Origin of the sequence: Pseudomonas putida, from assembly GCF_028682475.1 — a bacterium.
GTDB classification, from domain to species: domain Bacteria; phylum Pseudomonadota; class Gammaproteobacteria; order Pseudomonadales; family Pseudomonadaceae; genus Aquipseudomonas; species Aquipseudomonas putida_AG.
Window position 1 is genome coordinate 11,856 of record NZ_JANHLE010000039.1, and the last position, 17,811, is coordinate 29,666.

Annotated in this window: 22 protein-coding genes; 8 read left to right on the plus strand and 14 right to left on the minus strand. The window is 62.5% G+C overall.

Translation table 11 applies throughout. From position 1 onward, the window contains the following. Nucleotides 1-19 precede the first annotated feature (19 nt). Nucleotides 20-1,684, plus strand: a complete 1,665-nt coding sequence (locus NPS47_RS23185) for a ShlB/FhaC/HecB family hemolysin secretion/activation protein (protein WP_274297079.1) — start codon at nucleotides 20-22, stop codon at nucleotides 1,682-1,684. Here the strand turns inward: NPS47_RS23185 and NPS47_RS23190 are convergent. From NPS47_RS23190 to NPS47_RS23200, 3 genes are all read right to left on the minus strand, one after another. After that, nucleotides 1,675-2,076, minus strand: coding sequence for a response regulator (locus tag NPS47_RS23190; RefSeq protein ID WP_274297080.1), 402 nt, complete (start codon nucleotides 2,074-2,076; stop codon nucleotides 1,675-1,677). The genes NPS47_RS23185 and NPS47_RS23190 overlap by 10 nt on opposite strands. A 68-nt stretch (nucleotides 2,077-2,144) precedes the next feature. Then, nucleotides 2,145-2,927 carry a response regulator transcription factor gene (locus NPS47_RS23195; protein WP_274297081.1) on the minus strand — a complete coding sequence of 261 codons (783 nt, stop codon included), beginning with the start codon at nucleotides 2,925-2,927 and terminating at the stop codon, nucleotides 2,145-2,147. A gap of 133 nt (nucleotides 2,928-3,060) precedes the next feature. Then, the gene (locus NPS47_RS23200) at nucleotides 3,061-3,531 is read right to left on the minus strand and encodes a prepilin peptidase (protein WP_274297082.1); all 471 of its coding nucleotides are present in this window, start codon (nucleotides 3,529-3,531) and stop codon (nucleotides 3,061-3,063) included. Between the two features lie 74 nt (nucleotides 3,532-3,605). On the opposite strand from NPS47_RS23200, the gene NPS47_RS23205 reads away from it, so the two are divergent. After that, entirely contained in the window at nucleotides 3,606-3,734 is a 129-nt protein-coding gene (locus tag NPS47_RS23205; protein WP_274297083.1) for a hypothetical protein, read from the plus strand. A 5-nt stretch (nucleotides 3,735-3,739) separates the two neighbouring features. After that, on the plus strand, nucleotides 3,740-4,948 hold the full coding sequence (locus NPS47_RS23210) for a hypothetical protein (protein WP_274297084.1): 1,209 nt from the start codon (nucleotides 3,740-3,742) through the stop codon (nucleotides 4,946-4,948). A gap of 10 nt (nucleotides 4,949-4,958) precedes the next feature. Here the strand turns inward: NPS47_RS23210 and NPS47_RS23215 are convergent, their stop codons facing one another. The 6 genes from NPS47_RS23215 to NPS47_RS23240 form a co-directional block, all read right to left on the minus strand. Beyond that, a complete protein-coding gene (locus NPS47_RS23215; RefSeq protein ID WP_274297085.1) occupies nucleotides 4,959-5,519 on the minus strand; it encodes a DUF4136 domain-containing protein in 561 nt (186 codons plus the stop codon). Between the two features lie 19 nt (nucleotides 5,520-5,538). Beyond that, on the minus strand, nucleotides 5,539-6,189 hold the full coding sequence (locus NPS47_RS23220; RefSeq protein ID WP_274297086.1) for a DUF4136 domain-containing protein: 651 nt from the start codon (nucleotides 6,187-6,189) through the stop codon (nucleotides 5,539-5,541). 19 nt (nucleotides 6,190-6,208) lie between these two features. After that, the gene (locus NPS47_RS23225; RefSeq protein ID WP_274297087.1) at nucleotides 6,209-6,958 is read right to left on the minus strand and encodes a methyltransferase domain-containing protein; all 750 of its coding nucleotides are present in this window, start codon (nucleotides 6,956-6,958) and stop codon (nucleotides 6,209-6,211) included. Then, nucleotides 6,955-7,260 (minus strand): MazG-like family protein, encoded by a 306-nt coding sequence (locus tag NPS47_RS23230; RefSeq protein ID WP_274297088.1) that lies wholly within the window; start codon nucleotides 7,258-7,260, stop codon nucleotides 6,955-6,957. Before NPS47_RS23230 ends, NPS47_RS23225 begins: the two co-directional genes overlap by 4 nt. Before the next feature lie 61 nt (nucleotides 7,261-7,321). Continuing rightward, nucleotides 7,322-8,176 (minus strand): MaoC family dehydratase, encoded by an 855-nt coding sequence (locus NPS47_RS23235; protein ID WP_274297089.1) that lies wholly within the window; start codon nucleotides 8,174-8,176, stop codon nucleotides 7,322-7,324. A 2-nt stretch (nucleotides 8,177-8,178) separates the two neighbouring features. Beyond that, nucleotides 8,179-9,531: a 3-oxoacyl-ACP reductase gene (locus NPS47_RS23240; protein WP_274297090.1), complete on the minus strand. Its 1,353-nt coding sequence runs from the start codon at nucleotides 9,529-9,531 to the stop codon at nucleotides 8,179-8,181. A gap of 140 nt (nucleotides 9,532-9,671) precedes the next feature. Here NPS47_RS23240 and NPS47_RS23245 point away from each other — a divergent pair, with 140 nt between their 5' ends. Next, nucleotides 9,672-10,949: an acetyl-CoA C-acetyltransferase gene (locus tag NPS47_RS23245; protein WP_274297091.1), complete on the plus strand. Its 1,278-nt coding sequence runs from the start codon at nucleotides 9,672-9,674 to the stop codon at nucleotides 10,947-10,949. On the opposite strand, the gene NPS47_RS23250 is transcribed toward NPS47_RS23245, so the two are convergent. Continuing rightward, nucleotides 10,936-11,955, minus strand: a complete 1,020-nt coding sequence (locus NPS47_RS23250) for a bile acid:sodium symporter family protein (protein ID WP_274297092.1) — start codon at nucleotides 11,953-11,955, stop codon at nucleotides 10,936-10,938. The two genes, NPS47_RS23245 and NPS47_RS23250, sit on opposite strands and share 14 nt — an antisense overlap. Nucleotides 11,956-12,042: 87 nt before the next feature. Here NPS47_RS23250 and NPS47_RS23255 point away from each other — a divergent pair, with 87 nt between their 5' ends. Beyond that, the gene (locus NPS47_RS23255; protein WP_274297093.1) at nucleotides 12,043-12,831 is read left to right on the plus strand and encodes an AraC family transcriptional regulator; all 789 of its coding nucleotides are present in this window, start codon (nucleotides 12,043-12,045) and stop codon (nucleotides 12,829-12,831) included. A 183-nt stretch (nucleotides 12,832-13,014) separates the two neighbouring features. Further along, a complete protein-coding gene (locus tag NPS47_RS23260) occupies nucleotides 13,015-13,908 on the plus strand; it encodes a PA4780 family RIO1-like protein kinase (protein WP_274297094.1) in 894 nt (297 codons plus the stop codon). Between the two features lie 4 nt (nucleotides 13,909-13,912). Here NPS47_RS23260 and cueR read toward each other — a convergent pair whose 3' ends face one another. Both cueR and NPS47_RS23270 read right to left on the minus strand, forming a co-directional pair. Further along, nucleotides 13,913-14,317 carry a Cu(I)-responsive transcriptional regulator gene (gene cueR, locus NPS47_RS23265; protein ID WP_274297095.1) on the minus strand — a complete coding sequence of 135 codons (405 nt, stop codon included), beginning with the start codon at nucleotides 14,315-14,317 and terminating at the stop codon, nucleotides 13,913-13,915. Between the two features lie 65 nt (nucleotides 14,318-14,382). Next, nucleotides 14,383-14,769: a hypothetical protein gene (locus NPS47_RS23270; RefSeq protein ID WP_274297096.1), complete on the minus strand. Its 387-nt coding sequence runs from the start codon at nucleotides 14,767-14,769 to the stop codon at nucleotides 14,383-14,385. A 147-nt stretch (nucleotides 14,770-14,916) separates the two neighbouring features. Here NPS47_RS23270 and NPS47_RS23275 point away from each other — a divergent pair, with 147 nt between their 5' ends. Beyond that, a complete protein-coding gene (locus tag NPS47_RS23275) occupies nucleotides 14,917-15,114 on the plus strand; it encodes a heavy-metal-associated domain-containing protein (RefSeq protein ID WP_274297097.1) in 198 nt (65 codons plus the stop codon). 116 nt (nucleotides 15,115-15,230) lie between these two features. After that, nucleotides 15,231-16,412 (plus strand): multidrug effflux MFS transporter, encoded by a 1,182-nt coding sequence (locus NPS47_RS23280; protein ID WP_274297098.1) that lies wholly within the window; start codon nucleotides 15,231-15,233, stop codon nucleotides 16,410-16,412. On the opposite strand, the gene NPS47_RS23285 is transcribed toward NPS47_RS23280, so the two are convergent. Together NPS47_RS23285 and NPS47_RS23290 are read right to left on the minus strand one after the other, a co-directional pair. Further along, the gene (locus NPS47_RS23285) at nucleotides 16,396-16,560 is read right to left on the minus strand and encodes a hypothetical protein (protein ID WP_274297099.1); all 165 of its coding nucleotides are present in this window, start codon (nucleotides 16,558-16,560) and stop codon (nucleotides 16,396-16,398) included. The two genes, NPS47_RS23280 and NPS47_RS23285, sit on opposite strands and share 17 nt — an antisense overlap. 125 nt (nucleotides 16,561-16,685) lie before the next feature. Beyond that, on the minus strand, nucleotides 16,686-17,699 hold the full coding sequence (locus tag NPS47_RS23290) for a zinc-binding alcohol dehydrogenase family protein (RefSeq protein WP_274297100.1): 1,014 nt from the start codon (nucleotides 17,697-17,699) through the stop codon (nucleotides 16,686-16,688). Between the last annotated feature and the right edge of the window lie 112 nt (nucleotides 17,700-17,811).

The window sequence follows — 17,811 nt, forward strand, 5'->3', positions numbered from 1 at the left end:
CGGGATCATGGAGCGTCACATGCGTCCGTTGGCCGTCGCGGTTCTCAGTCTTTCTTGGGCAAGCGGGCTGAGCGCCGGATCGCTGCCAGTGTTTCTCGATAGCAATGAAGTCGAACGCAGCCTGCCCGCGCCCAACCTGCCCGCCGACAGCTATCGGCCCAGTACACCGGTCTTGCATGTAGCCACCCCTGCGGCACCGTCGCTGCAACTGCCGATGAACACGCGGATCCTGTTGCACAAGGTGCGCTTTGTCGGCGGCACCCTCTATCCGTTGAGTGATCTGCGGGACAACTACCAGGCTCTGGTCAATCGCGAGATCACCCTGGGTGAGCTGGTCGAAGCCACCCAGCGCCTGACCCGGCGTTATCAGCAGGATGGTTACCTGTTGTCCTACGCGTACCTGCCGCCACAGGACTTTGCCGATGGACACGTACAGGTTGTGCTGGTCGAGGGCTACATTCGCGACTATGAACTGCAAGGTGATATCGGCCCGGCGTCTGCCTATCTGGACACGCTAGCGAGCAAGCTCAAGGCCGAGCGCCCGCTCACGCGCAAGACCTTGCAGCGCTATACCGCACTGATGAGCCGGGTGGCTGGCGTTACGCTGCAGGCCCAGGTGCTGCCTGGCGACGCCAATGGCGCGAGCACCCTGGTTGTCCAGGCTGCGCGCCAGCCCATCAGCGCGACGCTGAACCTCAGCGATGGCAGCCGCGAGGACCTGCAGGCGCTGTTGGGTGTCAGCAGCAATGCCCAGACTGCGCTGGCCGAGCAAGTTAGTTTCACGGCGCTGTTTCCTCCGGGTGCTGAGCATGAGCATTACTACCGCCTGGACTACGCCCAGCACCTGGACAGCGAAGGCAGTCAGCTGAACCTGTCGGCCACACGCTTTCGCAGTGATCCAGCCGCTCTGGTTCGCCTGAACAACGGCACCGACCTCAAGCAGCATCGTGAGCATGAGCGCTATTCGATTGGTTTGAGCCAGGTCGTGACAGCGTCACCCAGCGAGTGGCTCAACGTTGCCGGGCGTCTTTACGCAGTTAGCGACGACACTGATTATCAGGCCGTCGGCTCGGTCTTCAACAGCCGCAGCCGTACCGACCTGCGCGCCCTGGCCTTCGAAGGCGACTGGCGCCAGGCCGATCCCCGGCAATTGCGCATCCTCAGTGTCGGCGCCTACCAGGGCATGGATTACCTGGGGGCGAACACCGACAGCGATATCGACCTGGACTTTCTGCGCCTGCGGGTGTCCGGGCTGCAGAGTGATCGCTATTTCGATCATTGGCAGGGTGTGGTTTCGGCGGTGCTGAACTGGAGCAACGACAGTTTGCCGGACAGCGAGCGTGCCGTATTTGGCGGCCAGCGTTTCGGTCGTGGTTATCCCGCCGACCAGGCTTCGGGGGACAAGGGCTGGGGTGTGGCTTATGAGCTGAACTACAGTTTCAAATCCGATGGCCACGGGTTCAAGCTGGTGCAGCCCTATGTGGTACTGGATGCCGCGCGCAGCTGGTTCAACGAGCTTGAAATCCGCGACTCAAGGTTGTCTTCGGCAGCACTGGGGGTGCGCATTGGCGATGCACGCCACTACAGCATTGCCCTGGAAGCGGCCAAACCGATGTCGGACATCGCCCTCGACAGCCTCGACCGGCAGCCGCGTATTACCTTGAGTTTCAGTTTTCAACTGTAATCGCGTGGCTTGGGAAAGAGGTTATCCAGCGTTTCCAGCAGGCGGATGTGATAGACCGGTTTGCGAAACAGGTCCAGCACCTGAGGGCGCAGCAGGTCACTGATGTCGTCCATGTCGGCATGACCGGAGGTGACGATCACCGGCAAGTGTTGGCGGGCAGTGTGCTCGCGCAGGCGCTTGATCAGTGAAATGCCACTTTCTTCCGGCATGCGCAGGTCGGTGATCACCAAGGCCACGTCCGGGTGGCGGGTGAGCTGCTGCAGGGCGAGTTTTACCGAGGTGGCCGTGTGGCAGCAGAAACCTTCGCCCTCAAGCAGTTCGGCAAGTTCCAGCAACGCACCCTCTTCGTCATCCACCAGGAGAATCTGTTCACGCAGAGAGGAGGTTGGCATGGTGTATTTCCATTACAGGTCAAAGGTCAGGCCGTTCAGTCCATGAAGCCCGCCGCCAGGAAGCGGGCCTAGTGCGCTGTTGTCCGCAGGTGCAATGGCGAAGTGCTCGATGACAGCGCCAGCGCCAGCTGCGTGCGGTTGTGCATATGGGTCAGGCGCAGTACCTGGGAGACGTAGAGCTTGACGGTGTTTTCGGTGATGCCCAGTTCGCAGGCGATCTGATAGTTGGTCTTGCCCTGGCTGACCAGGCGCGCGACTTCCAGTTGCCGGGGGGACAGTTGTTCGAAGTTGCCCGGAAGGTTCTCGGCGACCGGCTCGTTCTCGACGTCGGTGGCGCGACGGTGTGCACCCAGGCCCCGGGCTTTTTCCAGGTCCTGGTAAAGGTCGTCGATCGAGTCGGCCAGGTACTGCAGTTTCTGGTTGAGGTTGCCCAGCCGCTGTTGGTTTTGCTGTTGTTCCTGCAGTGCGGCCTCCTGGCGTTGCACGCCTTCGAGCAGTTCGTTCAGGTCCAGGGGTTTCTGGTAATAGTCGGCAAAGCCTGCGCGCAAGGCCCTGATCACATCCTGTTTGTCGGCTCTGTCAGTGAGCATGATGGCCTCGAAAATCCGCTGTTGCCCGGCAATCGTCCTCAAGGCACCGAACAGCTCAACGCCATCGCATTGCGGCAGGTGCAGAGTGCACAACACCAGGCCGATCGACGGGTCGGCGGCAAAGTTTTCGATAGCCTGGTTACTGGACAGGCAAGGCAGGCAACGGTAGCCATTGCGCTCGAGAAATTCACACAGCTCTGCGACGACCAGGGGGTGGTCATCGACGACCAACACTTTTACTTCACTGAGGTTCCTGTTCACACGCTACTCCCTGCTGATAAGCCCCTCTCTCCCGGAGCCTGGGGTTTTGCAATCGGTCGTCAACTCACTAGAAAGTAGTCGTACTTTGCGTTCATGTAAAAAACGTGCACGGGCCAGAGACAGGCTTGGGCGACTAATGGATCCAGACACTGGCCAGGACAAAACCCGCCAGTATGAAGGGGGCAAAGGGTTGTTTGTTTGCCGATTCCTCAGTCAATTGCTTGATGCGGTTCTTGACCTTCTGACTCAACAGGGACCACAGCCAGCGACGGCTGGAGAGCCAGATCAGCACGGCAATCCCGGCGCCGATGAAGGTGCCCAGCACATACATGCGATCGGTCGCCAGGGCCAGGGCCGCGAGTAGCTTCACATCACCCGCGCCAAAGCGCCCGAGCATGTAACCGGGCAGAGTCAGGAGCATGACGATGGCCAGTGCCCAGCCGCCTTCACTGGCGTCGGCGCCGATCCAGGTGTGTCCGGTCATGAACAGGTAGGCCAGGGCGCAGGTCGCCGCGCCGAGGGTCAGGGTGTTGGCGATCTGGCGCTCACGCACATCTTGTTCAGCGCACAAGGCAAGCCACAGCAGCAGAACAATGCTTTGCATTGGCGAAATGCATCCCTTTGTGGTGAATGATTCTATGCTGTCAGTCAGGTGTCACTGTCAGGGTAGACGCGATCATGAAAGCAAGCCTGGTCGGAAGGCAAAAAGGCGCTGTGGCGCTGGCGTTCATTGCGGTATTCGTGATCTTTTTTACGCTGTTCCCTGCTGCGCTCAGCGACAAGGCCCAAGCGAGCCGGCAACGGTGAGTGGCGTGGCACGGTTGTTCGGGCGTTGGCGTGGGCGCTCGACACCGGTGATTGCCGAGCCGGAGCCACCGGCCAGTGTGCCCGCCGTGGGATTGCAGATAGGGCTCGACGATGGCGCCAGGGTACAGCGCCTGGCCGGCCCATTGCGTGCGGCGCTGGCGTTGCCGGCGCACAGCGAGGTGCGATTGCAGGACTATGTGCAACCCTACAGTCTGGTGGTGCTTGAGGGGGCGCCCATGGACTGGCAGGCGCAGCCGTTGGACCTGGATTTCAAGGCGGTCGGTGGCGGTACGCTGCATACCCGAGGCTGGTTGCTGGGACAGCCCGGCAATTGGCTGCTACAGCTGTTTGATATCGGCGATCTGTTGCAACATCGCCAGCAGTCGCTGGGCGCAGAGCGCCAACGCCACCTGATGAGTCATTTGGCCTGCGAATTACGCAATTGCAGTATCGAGCGTCTTGAGCACGTGGCCCGGGAGCAATTGCAATGGCTGGTTAGGCATTGGCGGGCCAGCGGTGGGCGGATCCTGCTGCCTGGGGAGCAGGGCTGGCAGACCTATGCCAGAAGCAACGACCCACTGCAGTGGCCCAGTGATGATGTGATCGGGCGTCTCCTGGATCGACGGGGTCCGGGGCAGATGGTCTCAAGCACCGAGCATGCAGACCTGCAGGCACTACTGCCGCAGGTCGATATTTACCTGCTGCCATATGCCCACGGGCATAGTGTCCAGGCCTGGCTGATTTGTGCCGATCCGCTTGAGCCGCTGGTTGCGGCGGATGCGCTCAGTGCCTGTGCCGCCTATGCCGAGCCTCTGGTCAGCCGTTTGGCTGTATTCGATCTGCAACAACACCGCGAGCGCCTGGACAGCCTGCAACTGCAGCTCGGCGCCGGGTGGTGGCAGTGGCGTTTGAACGAAGCGATGTTGCAATTGGACCCCAGCCTGGCAAGTAGTCTGGGGATGCCGAGTCAGTTGACCATCAGTCAGTGGCTGAGCCGCGTGCACCCGGCCGACCGCGAAGCGGTGCAACTGGCCCTTGGTGAGCTGCAGCGCGACGGTTGTGCCTTGCACTTGAGTCTGCGCCTGCTCGACAACAAGCTGCCGGCCACTGCCCGCTGGTATCGCCTGTGTGGGCAAGTGCGTGGCAGTGGCCAGCAACGTCGCCTGCAAGGTTTCATGCTCGATATCAGTGACATCAAGTGTCAGCAACGCTAGGCCCGCGCCTTCAGCGCGGCGGATAGTTCGACAAGGCGTTCATCACCGTTTCCTGGATCGCATTGCTGCGTTCTTCCGGGCTTGGCGGGTAGTTGTTCATGATCTGCTCGGCACTGCCGCGCCACACCAGCTTGCCATCTCTGGCGTCGAACATATCGACCTGGATGGTCGCCACCTTGTAGTCAACGCTGCGGGTCTCGTTGTACATCGGCCCGCCCCAGTAGTTACCCCAGTAGCCGCCCCAGGCCCCACCATAGTTGGTAGTGATCTGCTGCTGACGCTGTTCGACGATCAGGTAAGTCTGCACTTTCAAATCGCCTTTGCTGCTGCCCTGGGCCGGGCGCAAACCACGCTGATCCAGCTGGCCGGTAACGGCCTGGCGGATGCGCTGTTCGGTCAGGTCGCTCTTGATCCGCGGGTCGTCGGGGCGGTACTGCAGGGCCGGTTCCTGCCAGACCCAGCTGCGATAGGCAGTAAAGTCGCGGCTGGCGTCATAGTCCTGAGTGACGTTGTGGCTCTGGCAAGCCCCCAGAAACACCACGAGTGAAAGTAAAGCGAGACGGCACAACATGATGGATCTCCAATTGCCTTTAGCTGGGAGGATAGCCGTTGAGGGCCTTTTTCACTGATTCGCGCAGGGCCTCCTCGCGTTCGCGTTGCGAGCCCTGGCTGGCGGTTTCGGCGCTGGTGCTCCAGACGGCCTGACCGTCGCGGGCGTCATACAGGTCGACATGGACCACCATCACTTCGACTTCGTAGGTGCGTACCAAAGGCACGCTGGCATATACCCCATAGCCATTGTGGTAACGGCCGGCACTGCCGTAAGCGCCGTAGCCGCCGTACGGATAAGCCCCATAGGGGTAAGCATCGTAGGGGTAATAATCTTCGCGCACCTGCTGCAGACGGCGTTCCAGTTGCACATTGGCGCTGACCAGCAGATCGCCGGCCTGGCCATTGCGCGCCGGGCGCAGGCCGTGCTGATCGAGGGCGTTGCTGACCGCTTCGGCCAGTTGCGCAGGTTCTGCCATTGCGCCGCCGGCCGGCAGCTGGCCGTCGTGCCAGGCCCAGCTGCGGTAGCGGCCAAAGTCCCGTGGCGGCGCAGGATAGGCGCTGGCATCGAAAGTCGTGGCCGCTTGCGGCGGGGCTGGGGGCAGCGGGCGGGAACTGGCGACATAGGGGTTGCTGCTCTGGCAGCCGGCCAGGGCCAGGCACAGCAGGCCCAGAGGCAAACGGTACGGCATGGCACCCTCCCGGCGTGGTTCAGCGTGGTCGACAGAGCCAATGCAGGTAACGCCCCAACCCGGCAAAGGCGGGATGGCGCCGATGCGCCAGTTCCATTTCCAGCAGGTCGGGCAACTCGGCTCTGGCCTGGAATTCACTGGGCATGTAATCGTGAAACACCCGTACTCCGCTCTCTGTTTCGACCTGCCACAGATCTTCAAGTTGCACCCTGAGCGTGCGTGGATCAAGCGGTTTTTGCGGGGTCAGGCTTTGCTTTTCACCGGCCATGTCATCGCGCCGCAGTTTGCGGAAATGGCCCTTGAGCAGGTTGCGATAGACCAGCGCATCACGGTTGTAGAACGCCAGTGACAGCAGGCCATCGCGGCGGGTCAGCTGGTGCAGGACCGGCAGGATGGTTTCCGGTTCTGCCAGCCATTCCAGTACCGCATGGCACAGTACCAGGTCGTAGGGCTCGGTCAGTTGGCCGAGCAGCTCCTGCCAGGGCGCCTGGATGAACGTCGCCTGCTGGCCGGCTTCGGCAAACCGTGCGCGGGCGCCTTCGAGCATCGGCGCGGCGGGCTCGGCGAGGGTGACCTGGTGGCCGCGCTCGGCCAGCCATAGGGCCATGTGCCCGAGGCCCGCGCCGATATCGAGGACGCGCAAGGGGCGCTCGGGCAGGGTTTCAGCGAGGTCGGCCTGCAGAACCGCAAGGCGGATCGCGCCTTTGGCACCGCCGTAGATTTTCTCGGCAAAGCGCGTGGCCAGGGCATCGAAATGGCGGTCTTTCATCGGGCAAACCGCCGTTCGCTGTCGGCCAGCTTGGCGCGCACCACCTGCTCCATGTCCAGGCCCAGTTCGCTGCACAGCAGCAACAGGTACAGCACCACGTCGCCGACCTCCTGGCCGGCATGCTCCAGTTGCTCAGGTGCCAGCTGGCGCGACTGGTCTTCGCTCAGCCACTGGAAGATCTCCACCAGTTCGGCCATTTCCACGCTGGCGGCCATGGCCAGGTTTTTCGGGCTGTGAAAACCGCGCCAGTCGTTGTTGTCACGGATGCGGTGCAGGCGTTGGGTCAGTTCGTGCAGGTTCATCAAGGCTCTCCTCAAGCCGCATAGCTTCAGGCGGGCCGCTGTGCAACGCAAGCGCGGCGTTTCAGTCCAGTGACCGCCAGCTGCCGTGCATATGGACCAGCTCGCCGTGGCCGTCCAGACGGAGCTGGCCTTGGGCGGCGGCGGGGCTGGCGTTGAGGATCACTTCGCTGGGCAGGCGCAGCGGTTTGAGGAAGTCCACCGCGATCTCATAACCACTGGCCGGCAAGTGTCCGCGCAACGCGGCAAGGGTCATGGCTTTGCTCCACATGCCATGAGCAATGGCGCAGGGGAAGCCGAACAGCCTGGCGCTGGCGGCGCTCAGGTGGATCGGGTTGTAGTCGCCGCAGACCTTGGCATAACGGCGACCGATATCGCTGTCGGCGTACCAGCGGGTCAGTTCATCCAGCGGTTCACTGACCGGTTCTTCAGTCGCCGCGGGCTCACCGCTGAGCTTCACGCCGCGGCAGAGCATGCGGCTGGTTTCCGACCAGAGCAGACCGAGGCCGTCTTCCGCCTCGGTAATCATGTCGCAGGTGGCGCCTTTCTCGTGTGGCTGCAGGTTATCCACATGCACAGAGAAGCGCAGGCGACTGACACCACCCAGTGGACGCATAACGCGGATGCTGTTGTGCAGATGGACCATGCCCAGCAAAGGGAAGGGGAATTCCCTGGCCGTCAGCAACTGTAACTGCAAGGCGAAGGCCATCACGTGCGGGAAGGTTGGCGGCAAGCGTCCGTCGTCGCTGAAATGACAGAGCTTGCGATAGGCCTCAAGCTGCTGCGGCTTAACCTCCAGGTAGCAGCGCAAGCCACTGTCGGGCAAGGTATCGCCGGTGATCTTGCGCTTGCGCGCGGCGCGCAGGTAAAGGCTGGAAAGTGCCGCTGTGCTGCTCAGGTCCTGCCAGTGTCGAGTCATGTTCAGGCTCCCATTACGGCCTGGCCGCAGACACGTAGTACCTGACCGTTTACCGCACCGGAACCCGGTTGTACCAGCCAGGCAATGGCTTCGGCGACGTCCTGGGGCAAACCGCCCTGACCCAGGGAACTCATGCGCCGTCCGGCTTCGCGCAGGGCGAAGGGAATGGCCGCGGTCATGCGGGTTTCGATAAAACCGGGGGCCACGGCATTGATGCTGCTGCCGCGCGCGGCCAGTTTCGGCGCCCAGGCCTGGGCCAGGCCGATCAGCCCGGCCTTGCTGGCGGCGTAGTTGGACTGGCCGCGATTGCCGGCGATACCGCTGATCGAGGCCAGCAGCACGATGCGCGCGTGGTCATGCAGGGCGCCGCTGTCGAACAGCGCCTGGGTCAGCAGCTGCGGCGCCTTGAGATTGACGGCCAGCACCGAGTCCCAGTACTCGGGGGTCATGTTGGCGAGCGTCTTGTCACGGGTGATGCCGGCGTTGTGCACGACGATGTCGATGCCGTCCGGGAGCCCTTCAAGCAGTTGCGCGGCGGCGTCGGTGGCGCAGATGTCCAGCGCCAGACAGCGCCCGCCGAGACGTGCGGCCAGGGCCTCAAGGTCAGTCTTGGCCTGGGGTACGTCGAGCAGCACGACCTCGGCGCCGTCGCGGGCCAGGGTTTCGGCAATGGCTGCGCCGATGCCGCGCGCTGCCCCGGTGATCAGCGCCTTGCGCCCGGCCAGTGGCCGGGTCCAGTCCTGCACTTGCGTGGCGCAGGCCTGCAGGCGCAGGACCTGGCCGGAAACGAAAGCGCTCTTGGGCGAGAGGAAAAAGCGCAAGGCACCTTCGAGTTGGTCTTCTGCATCGTCACTGACGTACAGCAACTGCAGAGTGCCGCCAGCGCGCAGTTCCTTGGCCAGTGAGCGACTGAAACCTTCCAGGGCGCGTTGCGCGACTTGTGCCAGCGGGTCATCGAGCTGCTCCGGCGCCCGCCCGAAAATCACCACATGGGCGCAGGGCGCCAGGCTGCGCAGCAGCGGCTGGAAGAACTCGCGCAATTGCTTGAGCTGGTCAATGTCGTCCAGCTCGCTGGCGTCGAACGCCACGGCCTTGAGCTTGGGGCCAAGGCCTGCGACCCATTCGGTCGCGTTCAGGTCGGGGCTGGCGAAGCTGTAGACCTCATCGGTCAGGCGTTGGGCAAACGCCTCGACTTTGTTTGCCAGGGGGCCGCCGCCGAGCAGCAAGGCGCCTTCGACCGGGCGCAGTCGGCCTGCCTGCCAGCGTTCCAGGCGAGCAGGGCTGGGCAACCCGACGGCACCGACCAGGCGGCGGCCGAGATCGGAGTTGGCGAAGTCGATATAGCGGTCGCTCATGGCTTGCTCTCCCTCAAATAGCTTCAAAGTGTGGACCATCTTTGGCCATCGGTCGTTCGAACCCTGAAAAAACACCTACGCTGTGGGTGGGAACACCACTGCCTTAACCAGCCTCCCACCGTTAGAAAAGGACGAAACTTATGCGCTCACTGCGCCGGGTCGCAATCATTGGCGGCAACCGGATTCCCTTCGCCCGCTCCAACGGCGCCTATGCCACGGCCAGCAACCAGGCGATGCTAACGGCAGCCCTCGAAGGGCTGATCGAGCGTTTCGGGCTGCATGGCCTGCAACTGGGCGAGGTCGCCGCCGGGGCGGTGCTCAAACATTCACGGGACATGAACCTGACCCGCGAGTGCGTGCTCGGTTCGCGGCTCTCGGCGCAAACCCCGGCTTACGACCTGCAGCAAGCCTGTGGCACCGGGCTGGAAACCGCCTTGCTGGTGGCCAACAAGATCGCCCTCGGGCAGATCGACAGCGGGATTGCCGGGGGCGTCGATACCACCTCCGATGCACCCATCGCGGTCAATGAAGGTTTGCGCCGGATTTTGCTCCAGGCCAACCGCGGCAAGACCCTGGCAGACAAACTCAAGGCGTTTCTGCAGTTGCGTCCAGGGCACTTGAAACCGCAACTGCCACGCAACAGTGAGTCGCGCACCGGGCTGTCCATGGGGCAGCATTGCGAGCTGATGGCGCGGACCTGGCAGATTCCCCGTGCGGATCAGGACCAGCTGGCCCTGCTCAGTCACCAGCACATGGCAGCGGCCTATGCCGAGGGCTGGCATGACGATCTGCTCACGCCGTTCCTCGGCCTGACCCGCGACAACAACCTGCGCGCCGACCTGACCCTGGAGAAGCTCGCCAGCCTCAAGCCAGTGTTCGAGCGTAGCGACAAGGGCACCCTTACCGCCGGCAACTCCACGCCGCTCACCGATGGCGCTTCTGTGGTGTTGCTGGGCAGTGAAGAGTGGGCCCGTGAACACCAGCTTGAGGTGCTGGCCTATCTGGTCGACGGCGAAACCGCTGCGGTGGACTTCGTCAAAGGCCAGGAAGGGCTGCTGATGGCACCGGCTTACGCGGTGCCACGTTTGCTGGCGCGTAACGGCCTGGACCTGCAGGATTTCGATTACTACGAGATTCACGAAGCCTTCGCCGCCCAGGTGCTGTGCACCCTCAAGGCCTGGGAAGACCCCGACTACTGCCAGCACCGCCTGGGGCTGAGCGAACCGTTGGGCGCGATCGACCGCCGCAAGCTCAACGTCAAGGGCAGCTCATTGGCTGCCGGGCACCCGTTTGCCGCTACCGGTGGGCGCATCCTGGCCAACATGGCCAAACTGCTGGCCACCGCCGGCAAGGGCCGTGGCCTGATTTCAATCTGCGCCGCCGGTGGTCAGGGGGTGACGGCGATCATCGAGCGCTGACCCATGTGGCCATCGTGATGGGCGCAGGACGATTGGCATAGTGTTCGGCCATGATCGAGCAGACGATCAGCTGCAGCGGATGGTAGATCATGATCGGCAGCAGGATCAGGCCCAGCCCCGGATGCGCACCGAAGATCAGTGCAGCCATCGGCGCACCAGCGGCCAGGGATTTCTTGCTGGCGCAGAATACCGCTGCCACTTCATCGGCCGGGCTCAAACGCAGGGCCCGGGCAGTGCGGGTGGTCAGCCAGAGAATCAGCGCCAGTAACAGGGCGCTGCCCACAAACGCAGTGATCAGCACCGCACTGCCTTGTTGCTGCCACAGGCCCGAAACCATCGAGTTACAGAAGGCGGCATAGACCAGCAGCAGGATCACCAGCTTGTCCATGACGCTGGTGTAGCGCTTGTAACGGGCGAAGAAACGCCCCAGCCAGGGGCGCATCAATTGGCCGAGCACCAGCGGCATCAGTAGCAGGGCACAGAGGTCGAGCAGGGTCGCACCGAGGTCGATGCCGTTGCTGCCGCTGCCGACCACCAGGCTGACCAGCCAGGGCGTGATGAAAATGCCGAGGACACTGGACAAGCTGGCATTGAGAATCGCTGCGGGCACATTGCCGCCCGCGCTGCCGGTCAACGCCACCGAGGACGAGATGGTCGAGGGCAGGGCGCACAGGTAGAAAAAGCCCAGCATCAGCAGCGCCGGTACATGGCTGCCAAGCAGCTTGTCAGCCAGCCACCAGAGCAGCGGGAAGACCACGAAGGTGAAACCCTGCACCATCAGATGCAAGCGGCCGTTCTTCAGGCCACGGCCAATCTGCTCGCTGGACAGGTTGATACCGTGCAGGAAGAACACCAGGAACACCCCGCCATTGATCAGGTACTCGGCATGCAGTGCCCCGCCGCTGCGGCCAACACCGGGGAACAGCCAGGCGAGGAAGGTGGCGAGGAACATGCCGCAGAGGAACCAGTCGGTTACCACGCGTTTAAGGTGTTTGAGCGCTTGCATCGGCGGGCCTTCGAATCATTTTGTAATCATTGAGCGCACAGGCTACGCTCGGCGGATGATTGCCGTCTTGCGACATAAGGCCAAGTGATGCCGATAAACGGACAACAACCGTCACCGCGTCCGATTCCTGTGCTTGAGCGCCTGCCGCGGGCGCTGTATGCGCGGGCGGAAAGTCTCGGGGCCGGCTCCTGGACACCACGTCATCAGCATGACTGGGTACAGTTCTCCTACGCGATCAGTGGCGTGCTGGGGGTGTACACCGCCGAGGGCAGCTACTTCGCGCCGCCGCAGTGGGGCGTCTGGATCCCGCCTGGGGTTGAACACGAGGTGGTGACCTCGATGCAGGCCGAGATGCGCAGCCTGTATGTGCGCCGTGAGGACGCCAGCTGGGCGCCGGGGCAGTGCCGGGTGCTGGAAGTCACGCCGCTGGCCCGTGAGCTGATCAAGCAGTTCTGTCTGCTGCCGGTGGACTATGCCGAGGGCGACAGCGCCGACGCGCGGTTGGTGTCAGTGTTGTTGGACCAGTTGCAGACCCTGCCGGAGGTGGGCTTTTCCTTGCCTTTACCCCAGCATCCACGCTTGCTTGAGCTGTGCAACGAATTGCTCGCCGAGCCGGAGCAGGGGCAGTCCCTGGGGCAGTGGGCGCAGCGCTTGAACACCTCGGAAAAGACCCTGACACGTCTGTTCCAGCGTGAAACCGGCTTGAGCTTTCGCAGCTGGCGGCAGCGCATGCGCCTGTTGTCGTCGCTGACGGCGCTGGAGGCCGGACAGAGCGTCACCGAAGCTGCGCTGGGCTGCGGTTATGATTCCACCTCGGCCTATATAGCGGCGTTCAAAAGCCTGTTCGGTTTCACCCCGGGGGGCATGCGGCTGTAGTGCGGTAAAGAAATCTGGCGATTTTTGTGAACGATTGAGCACCAACATTTACAAAAACTATGGCAAGTCAGGCCGATTGCCGTTACAACGCAGTGCGGTCTTGCTACAGCGACAATCCGGTGCAGCACCGGTGACCTACAAAAAATCCCGTGTCTGGCAGAACAGGACCCCCGACAAAAGCCGATGAAGACTCCAAAACGCATTGAACCACTGGTTGAAGATGGACTGGTCGACGAAGTACTGCGACCGTTGATGAGTGGCAAGGAGGCCGCCGTGTACGTGGTGCGCTGCGGCAAGGAATTGCGCTGTGCCAAGGTCTACAAAGAGGCTAACAAGCGCAGCTTCCGTCAGGCCGCCGAGTATCAGGAAGGCCGCAAGGTGCGCAACAGCCGCCAGGCCCGGGCCATGGCCAAAGGCTCCAAGTACGGGCGCAAGGAGGCTGAGGACGCCTGGCAGAATGCCGAAGTAGCGGCCCTGTTCCGCCTGGCCAATGCCGGCGTGCGCGTGCCGCGACCTTACGACTTCCTTGATGGCGTGCTGCTGATGGAGCTGGTGGCCGACGAGTACGGCGATGCCGCCCCACGGCTCAATGATGTGTACCTGGAGCCTGAGCAGGCGCGCGAGTACCACGCGTTCGTGATTCGCCAGATCGTCCTGATGCTGTGCACCGGCCTTGTGCATGGCGACCTGTCGGAGTTCAACGTGCTGCTGGGGCCGGATGGCCCGGTGATCATCGACTTGCCGCAGGCGGTGGATGCGGCAGGCAACAACCACGCCTTCAGCATGCTCGAGCGCGATGTCGGCAACATGGCCGCCTATTTCGGGCGTTTTGCCCCTGAGCTCAGGGACACCCGTTACGCCCAGGAAATGTGGGCCCTGTACCAGGCCGGCGAACTGTTGCCGGAAAGCGAGCTGAGCGGTCAGTTCGCCGAGGACGAGCACAGCGCCGATATCGACGGGGTCATGCGTGAAATCGATGCGGCGCGCCTGGACGAAGCCCGTCGGCGCGCCATCCGCGAGGACGCCGAACGGGGTTCGAGCAAGGAAGAAGAGCCGACACCGCCCTGGTTGCAGTAAGCCGTCAGTGACAGCAGCTGCCCCCGGCTGCCAGGTCCTTGAGGATCGGGCAGTCGGGACGATCATCGCCCTGGCAATGGGCGACCAGCTCGCTCAGGGTATCGCGCAGGCTCACCAGTTCTTCGATGCGCCGGTTGAGGTCATCGATATGCTGGCTGGCCAGGGCCTTGACGTCGGCACTGGCGCGCTGGCGATCCTGCCACAGGGTCAGCAGACGGGCGACCTCATCCAGTGAAAAGCCCAGGTCGCGCGAGCGCTTGATGAAGGCCAGGCGGTGCAAGTCTTCCTGTTGGTAAACGCGGTAGCCACTGTCACTGCGCAGGGCTGGCTTGAGCAGGTTAATGGACTCGTAATAGCGAATCATCTTGGCGCTCAATCCTGAGCGCCGGGCGGCTTGGCCGATGTTCATTGGGCGTCGTCCTGTATTGGGTGTTCAGGCAGGCCCCCAGCATCAACCTTTCCACAAGGGTAAGGTCAATAGCCCAGCCCGGATCTGATCAACGTGAGGCCATTCTGATCGGTCGCAATCCGGTATTTATTGATCTGACCGGCCAACAGCTTCAAGTGGTTACTGCGCTGATTCTCGATCCCCGGCTGGCAGCCTGGGGCCTGGCCAGGCAGGTAGCGCAGACGCACATCGAGTTCGCCCGGTGGCAGGTTGAATGAGGTCGATTGTTCCTGGAACACGCGTCCGGCCAGTTGATCGTTGATGTACACACCAATCTCGCACGAGGTCGCCACTTCCAGACGCTCGCGGGAGATGATCAGAATGCTGTAGTCGCTTGGCCCCGCGGCATTGGCCTGGGGAAGCACGGCGAAAATACCCAGCAGGCCGAAAAGGCCGAAAGCTGCCCTGCGCATGAAATGAAACTCCTGCATCGTCAATCGTCAGGCTCGCAGCTTGGCCGACCCGCACGATGATTTCCAGCCCGGCAGCGTAAAGCGGATCTTGACCTTGCCCCGGTGGCAAGCTTGAAACTTGGTCAAAACCCACAGGAGGCAGTTCCCATGCAAGTGTTCAACGTTCAAGGAATGACCTGCGGCCATTGCGTCAAGGCCGTGACCCGTGCCGTACAGGCGCAGGATGAAGACGCCGTGGTTGAAGTCGATCTCGCGCAGAAACAGGTGAAGGTGCAAAGTTCGCTGCAGGCTCCGCAGATTCTTCAACTGATCCGCGAAGAAGGCTACCAGGCCGAAGCGCTCTGACCCCTGCGGGTCCGCGCGGTGGATAAAAGATTCATCGCGCGGGCCCAACTCTTCGCAGCGAAACCCCGGCAGGCCGGTTAGACTAGCAGACTTGCTTAGCCTGCTATGGATTCCCGATGAACCTGCGAACCATCCTGATTCTGGGCGCCTTGAGTGCGTTCGGGCCCCTGGCAATCGACTTTTACCTGCCAGGCTTTCCAGCGATGGCGCTGGCTTTCGGTACTGACGAAAAACATATCCAGACCACTCTGGCTGCCTACTTCCTCGGCTTGTCCATTGGTCAGCTGGCCTATGGGCCGGTGGCTGATCGCTTCGGCCGCAGGATTCCGCTACTGGTCGGCGTCTGCCTGTTTACCCTGGCGTCACTCGCTTGTGCCTTTGCGCCCAATCTCGATGCGCTGATCGTGGCGCGCTTCGTTCAGGCGCTGGGTGGCTGTGCCGGCATGGTGCTGTCAAGGGCCATCGTCAGTGACAAATGCGATGCGATAGCCTCGGCCAAGGTGTTTTCCCAACTGGTCCTGGTGATGGGCCTGGCGCCGATCCTGGCACCGATGCTCGGTGGTGTGCTGGTCAATGTGTATGGCTGGCAATCGATCTTTGTTGCCCTGACTCTGTTCAGCGCCCTGTGCACCCTGGCTGTTGCGTTGGGCTTGCCGGAAAGTCTGCCGGCCAGTCAGCCACGTCAGCCGCTTTCCGGTGCCTTGCGTCAGTACGGGCGCCTGCTCAAGGATCGGCTCTTCATCGGCCATGCCTTGACCGGGGGTATCGCCATTGCCGGGATGTTTTCCTATATCGCCGGTTCACCCTTCGTCTTCATCAAGCTCTACGGGGTGCCCGCCGAGCACTATGGCTGGCTGTTCGGCAGCAACGCGGCAGGTTTCATTCTGGTGGCGCAGATCAATGCGCGGCTGCTGGCCAAACGTGGGCCGGCCTTTTTGCTGCGACGGGCCGTATGGGTGTACCTGGCGTCGGGCTTGACCTTGCTGGCGATCAGCGCCTTGCAACCGGCTCAGCTGTGGCCGCTGCTGATTCCACTGTTCATCTGTATTGCCAGCCTGGGTTGCATCATCCCCAATGCCTCGGCGTGCGCCATGAACGGACAAGGCGCACGGGCCGGGAGTGCTTCGGCGCTACTGGGCTGTATTCAGTTCAGCGTCGCGGCGGGGGCTGCGGCATTGGTCGGCGTATTGCACGATGGCAGCGCAGTGCCCATGGCGCTGGTCATCAGTCTCTGTGGTCTGGGGGCGGTAGCGATGTCGATGGCTACGCGCCGGTTACAGCTCAGCCGACCCGTTTGAGCGGGTGTGGCGCCTGCAAGCGGGTCTGCAAGGTATTGACGAAGGCCCGGGCCTCGGCCTCGCTGCGAAAGTTCACGACCTGCTGGTCCAGTCGAACCTGCCAGGGGCAGCCGGGCTTCTGGGCTGATGCACTGACTTGAATAATCATCGCGGCATACCTGCAGTTGGCGTTGGCTGACGAATTGTAGCGCTGCTGTACGCCAGGGAAATGACCGGGATCAGTTGTCGGACTGACGGTCATGCCCACCCCGATAGCGGGGCGGGCGCTTTGCCTCAGAAACCCTCCAGTACGATCTTGCCTCTGGCTGCACCGCTTTCCAGCAGGGCGTGGGCGCGGCGCAGATTGGCGGCGTTGATGGTGCCGTAATGCTCGCCCAGAGTGGTCTTGAGGGTACCGGCATCGATCAGTTCGGCAACCCGGTTGAGCAGGTTGTGCTGCTCGATCATGTCGGCGGTTTCGAACAGCGAACGGGTGTACATGAACTCCCAGTGCAGCGACAGGCTTTTGCGCTTGAGCAGGCCGACGTCCAGTTGCTTGGGGTCGTCGATCAGCGCCAGCTTGCCTTGCGGGGCCAGGGCCTCGACCAGTTGTGCCAGGTGCTGGTCGGTCTGGGTCAGGCTGGCGACATGGGTGACGTAATCGATACCCTGCGCCTTGAGTGCTTCGGCGAGTGGCTGGCTATGGTCGACCACCTGGTCGGCGCCCAGTTGACGGACCCATTCCTGGGTCTGTGGACGCGACGCGGTGCCGATCACGGTGAGCCCGGTCAACTGACTAGCCAACTGGGTCAGGATCGAGCCGACGCCACCAGCTGCGCCGACGATCAACAGGCGTTGGCCCAAATCCTTCTTCCCTTCAGCAACCTGCAGGCGTTCGAACAGCAGTTCCCAGGCGGTGATTGCCGTCAGCGGCAGGGCGGCGGCTTCAGCGAAACTCAGGGTTCTGGGCATATGGCCGACGATGCGTTCGTCCACCACATGCAGCTCGCTGTTGGCGCCGGCCCGGGCGATGGAGCCGGCGTAATAGACCTTGTCGCCAGGCTGGAACAGGCTGACCTCGCTGCCCACCGCCTTGACCACACCGGCCACATCCCAACCCAGCACCTTGGCGACACCCGCTTCAGGCTGCACGTTCTGGCGGACTTTGGTATCCACCGGGTTGACGGAAATGGCCCGCACTTCTACCAGCAGGTCACGTGGCCCTGGCTCAGGGCTTGGCAGCTCGATGTCCTGCAGGGCGGCCGGGTCGGTAATGGCCAGGGAATGGTAGTAGGCGATGGCTTTCATGCGTGACGTCCTCAAGGGCAAATCGTTGGGCGCCATCATTGGCGCTTTCACTTCCTGTTAAAAGCCGCTAGAACGACAGATACTTTCAATATTTTTTTGATAATGCCGAGGC

Coding starts and splice junctions, on each gene's coding strand:
- NPS47_RS23185 (WP_274297079.1), top strand. CDS start 20: ATGCGTCCGTTGGCCGTCGCGGTTCTCAGTCTTTCTTGGGCAAGCGGG.
- NPS47_RS23190 (WP_274297080.1), bottom strand. CDS start 2,076: ATGCCAACCTCCTCTCTGCGTGAACAGATTCTCCTGGTGGATGACGAA.
- NPS47_RS23200 (WP_274297082.1), bottom strand. CDS start 3,531: ATGCAAAGCATTGTTCTGCTGCTGTGGCTTGCCTTGTGCGCTGAACAA.
- NPS47_RS23205 (WP_274297083.1), top strand. CDS start 3,606: ATGAAAGCAAGCCTGGTCGGAAGGCAAAAAGGCGCTGTGGCGCTGGCG.
- NPS47_RS23215 (WP_274297085.1), bottom strand. CDS start 5,519: ATGTTGTGCCGTCTCGCTTTACTTTCACTCGTGGTGTTTCTGGGGGCT.
- NPS47_RS23220 (WP_274297086.1), bottom strand. CDS start 6,189: ATGCCGTACCGTTTGCCTCTGGGCCTGCTGTGCCTGGCCCTGGCCGGC.
- NPS47_RS23225 (WP_274297087.1), bottom strand. CDS start 6,958: ATGAAAGACCGCCATTTCGATGCCCTGGCCACGCGCTTTGCCGAGAAA.
- NPS47_RS23230 (WP_274297088.1), bottom strand. CDS start 7,260: ATGAACCTGCACGAACTGACCCAACGCCTGCACCGCATCCGTGACAAC.
- NPS47_RS23235 (WP_274297089.1), bottom strand. CDS start 8,176: ATGACTCGACACTGGCAGGACCTGAGCAGCACAGCGGCACTTTCCAGC.
- NPS47_RS23240 (WP_274297090.1), bottom strand. CDS start 9,531: ATGAGCGACCGCTATATCGACTTCGCCAACTCCGATCTCGGCCGCCGC.
- NPS47_RS23245 (WP_274297091.1), top strand. CDS start 9,672: ATGCGCTCACTGCGCCGGGTCGCAATCATTGGCGGCAACCGGATTCCC.
- NPS47_RS23250 (WP_274297092.1), bottom strand. CDS start 11,955: ATGCAAGCGCTCAAACACCTTAAACGCGTGGTAACCGACTGGTTCCTC.
- NPS47_RS23255 (WP_274297093.1), top strand. CDS start 12,043: ATGCCGATAAACGGACAACAACCGTCACCGCGTCCGATTCCTGTGCTT.
- NPS47_RS23260 (WP_274297094.1), top strand. CDS start 13,015: ATGAAGACTCCAAAACGCATTGAACCACTGGTTGAAGATGGACTGGTC.
- cueR (WP_274297095.1), bottom strand. CDS start 14,317: ATGAACATCGGCCAAGCCGCCCGGCGCTCAGGATTGAGCGCCAAGATG.
- NPS47_RS23270 (WP_274297096.1), bottom strand. CDS start 14,769: ATGCGCAGGGCAGCTTTCGGCCTTTTCGGCCTGCTGGGTATTTTCGCC.
- NPS47_RS23275 (WP_274297097.1), top strand. CDS start 14,917: ATGCAAGTGTTCAACGTTCAAGGAATGACCTGCGGCCATTGCGTCAAG.
- NPS47_RS23280 (WP_274297098.1), top strand. CDS start 15,231: ATGAACCTGCGAACCATCCTGATTCTGGGCGCCTTGAGTGCGTTCGGG.
- NPS47_RS23285 (WP_274297099.1), bottom strand. CDS start 16,560: ATGATTATTCAAGTCAGTGCATCAGCCCAGAAGCCCGGCTGCCCCTGG.
- NPS47_RS23290 (WP_274297100.1), bottom strand. CDS start 17,699: ATGAAAGCCATCGCCTACTACCATTCCCTGGCCATTACCGACCCGGCC.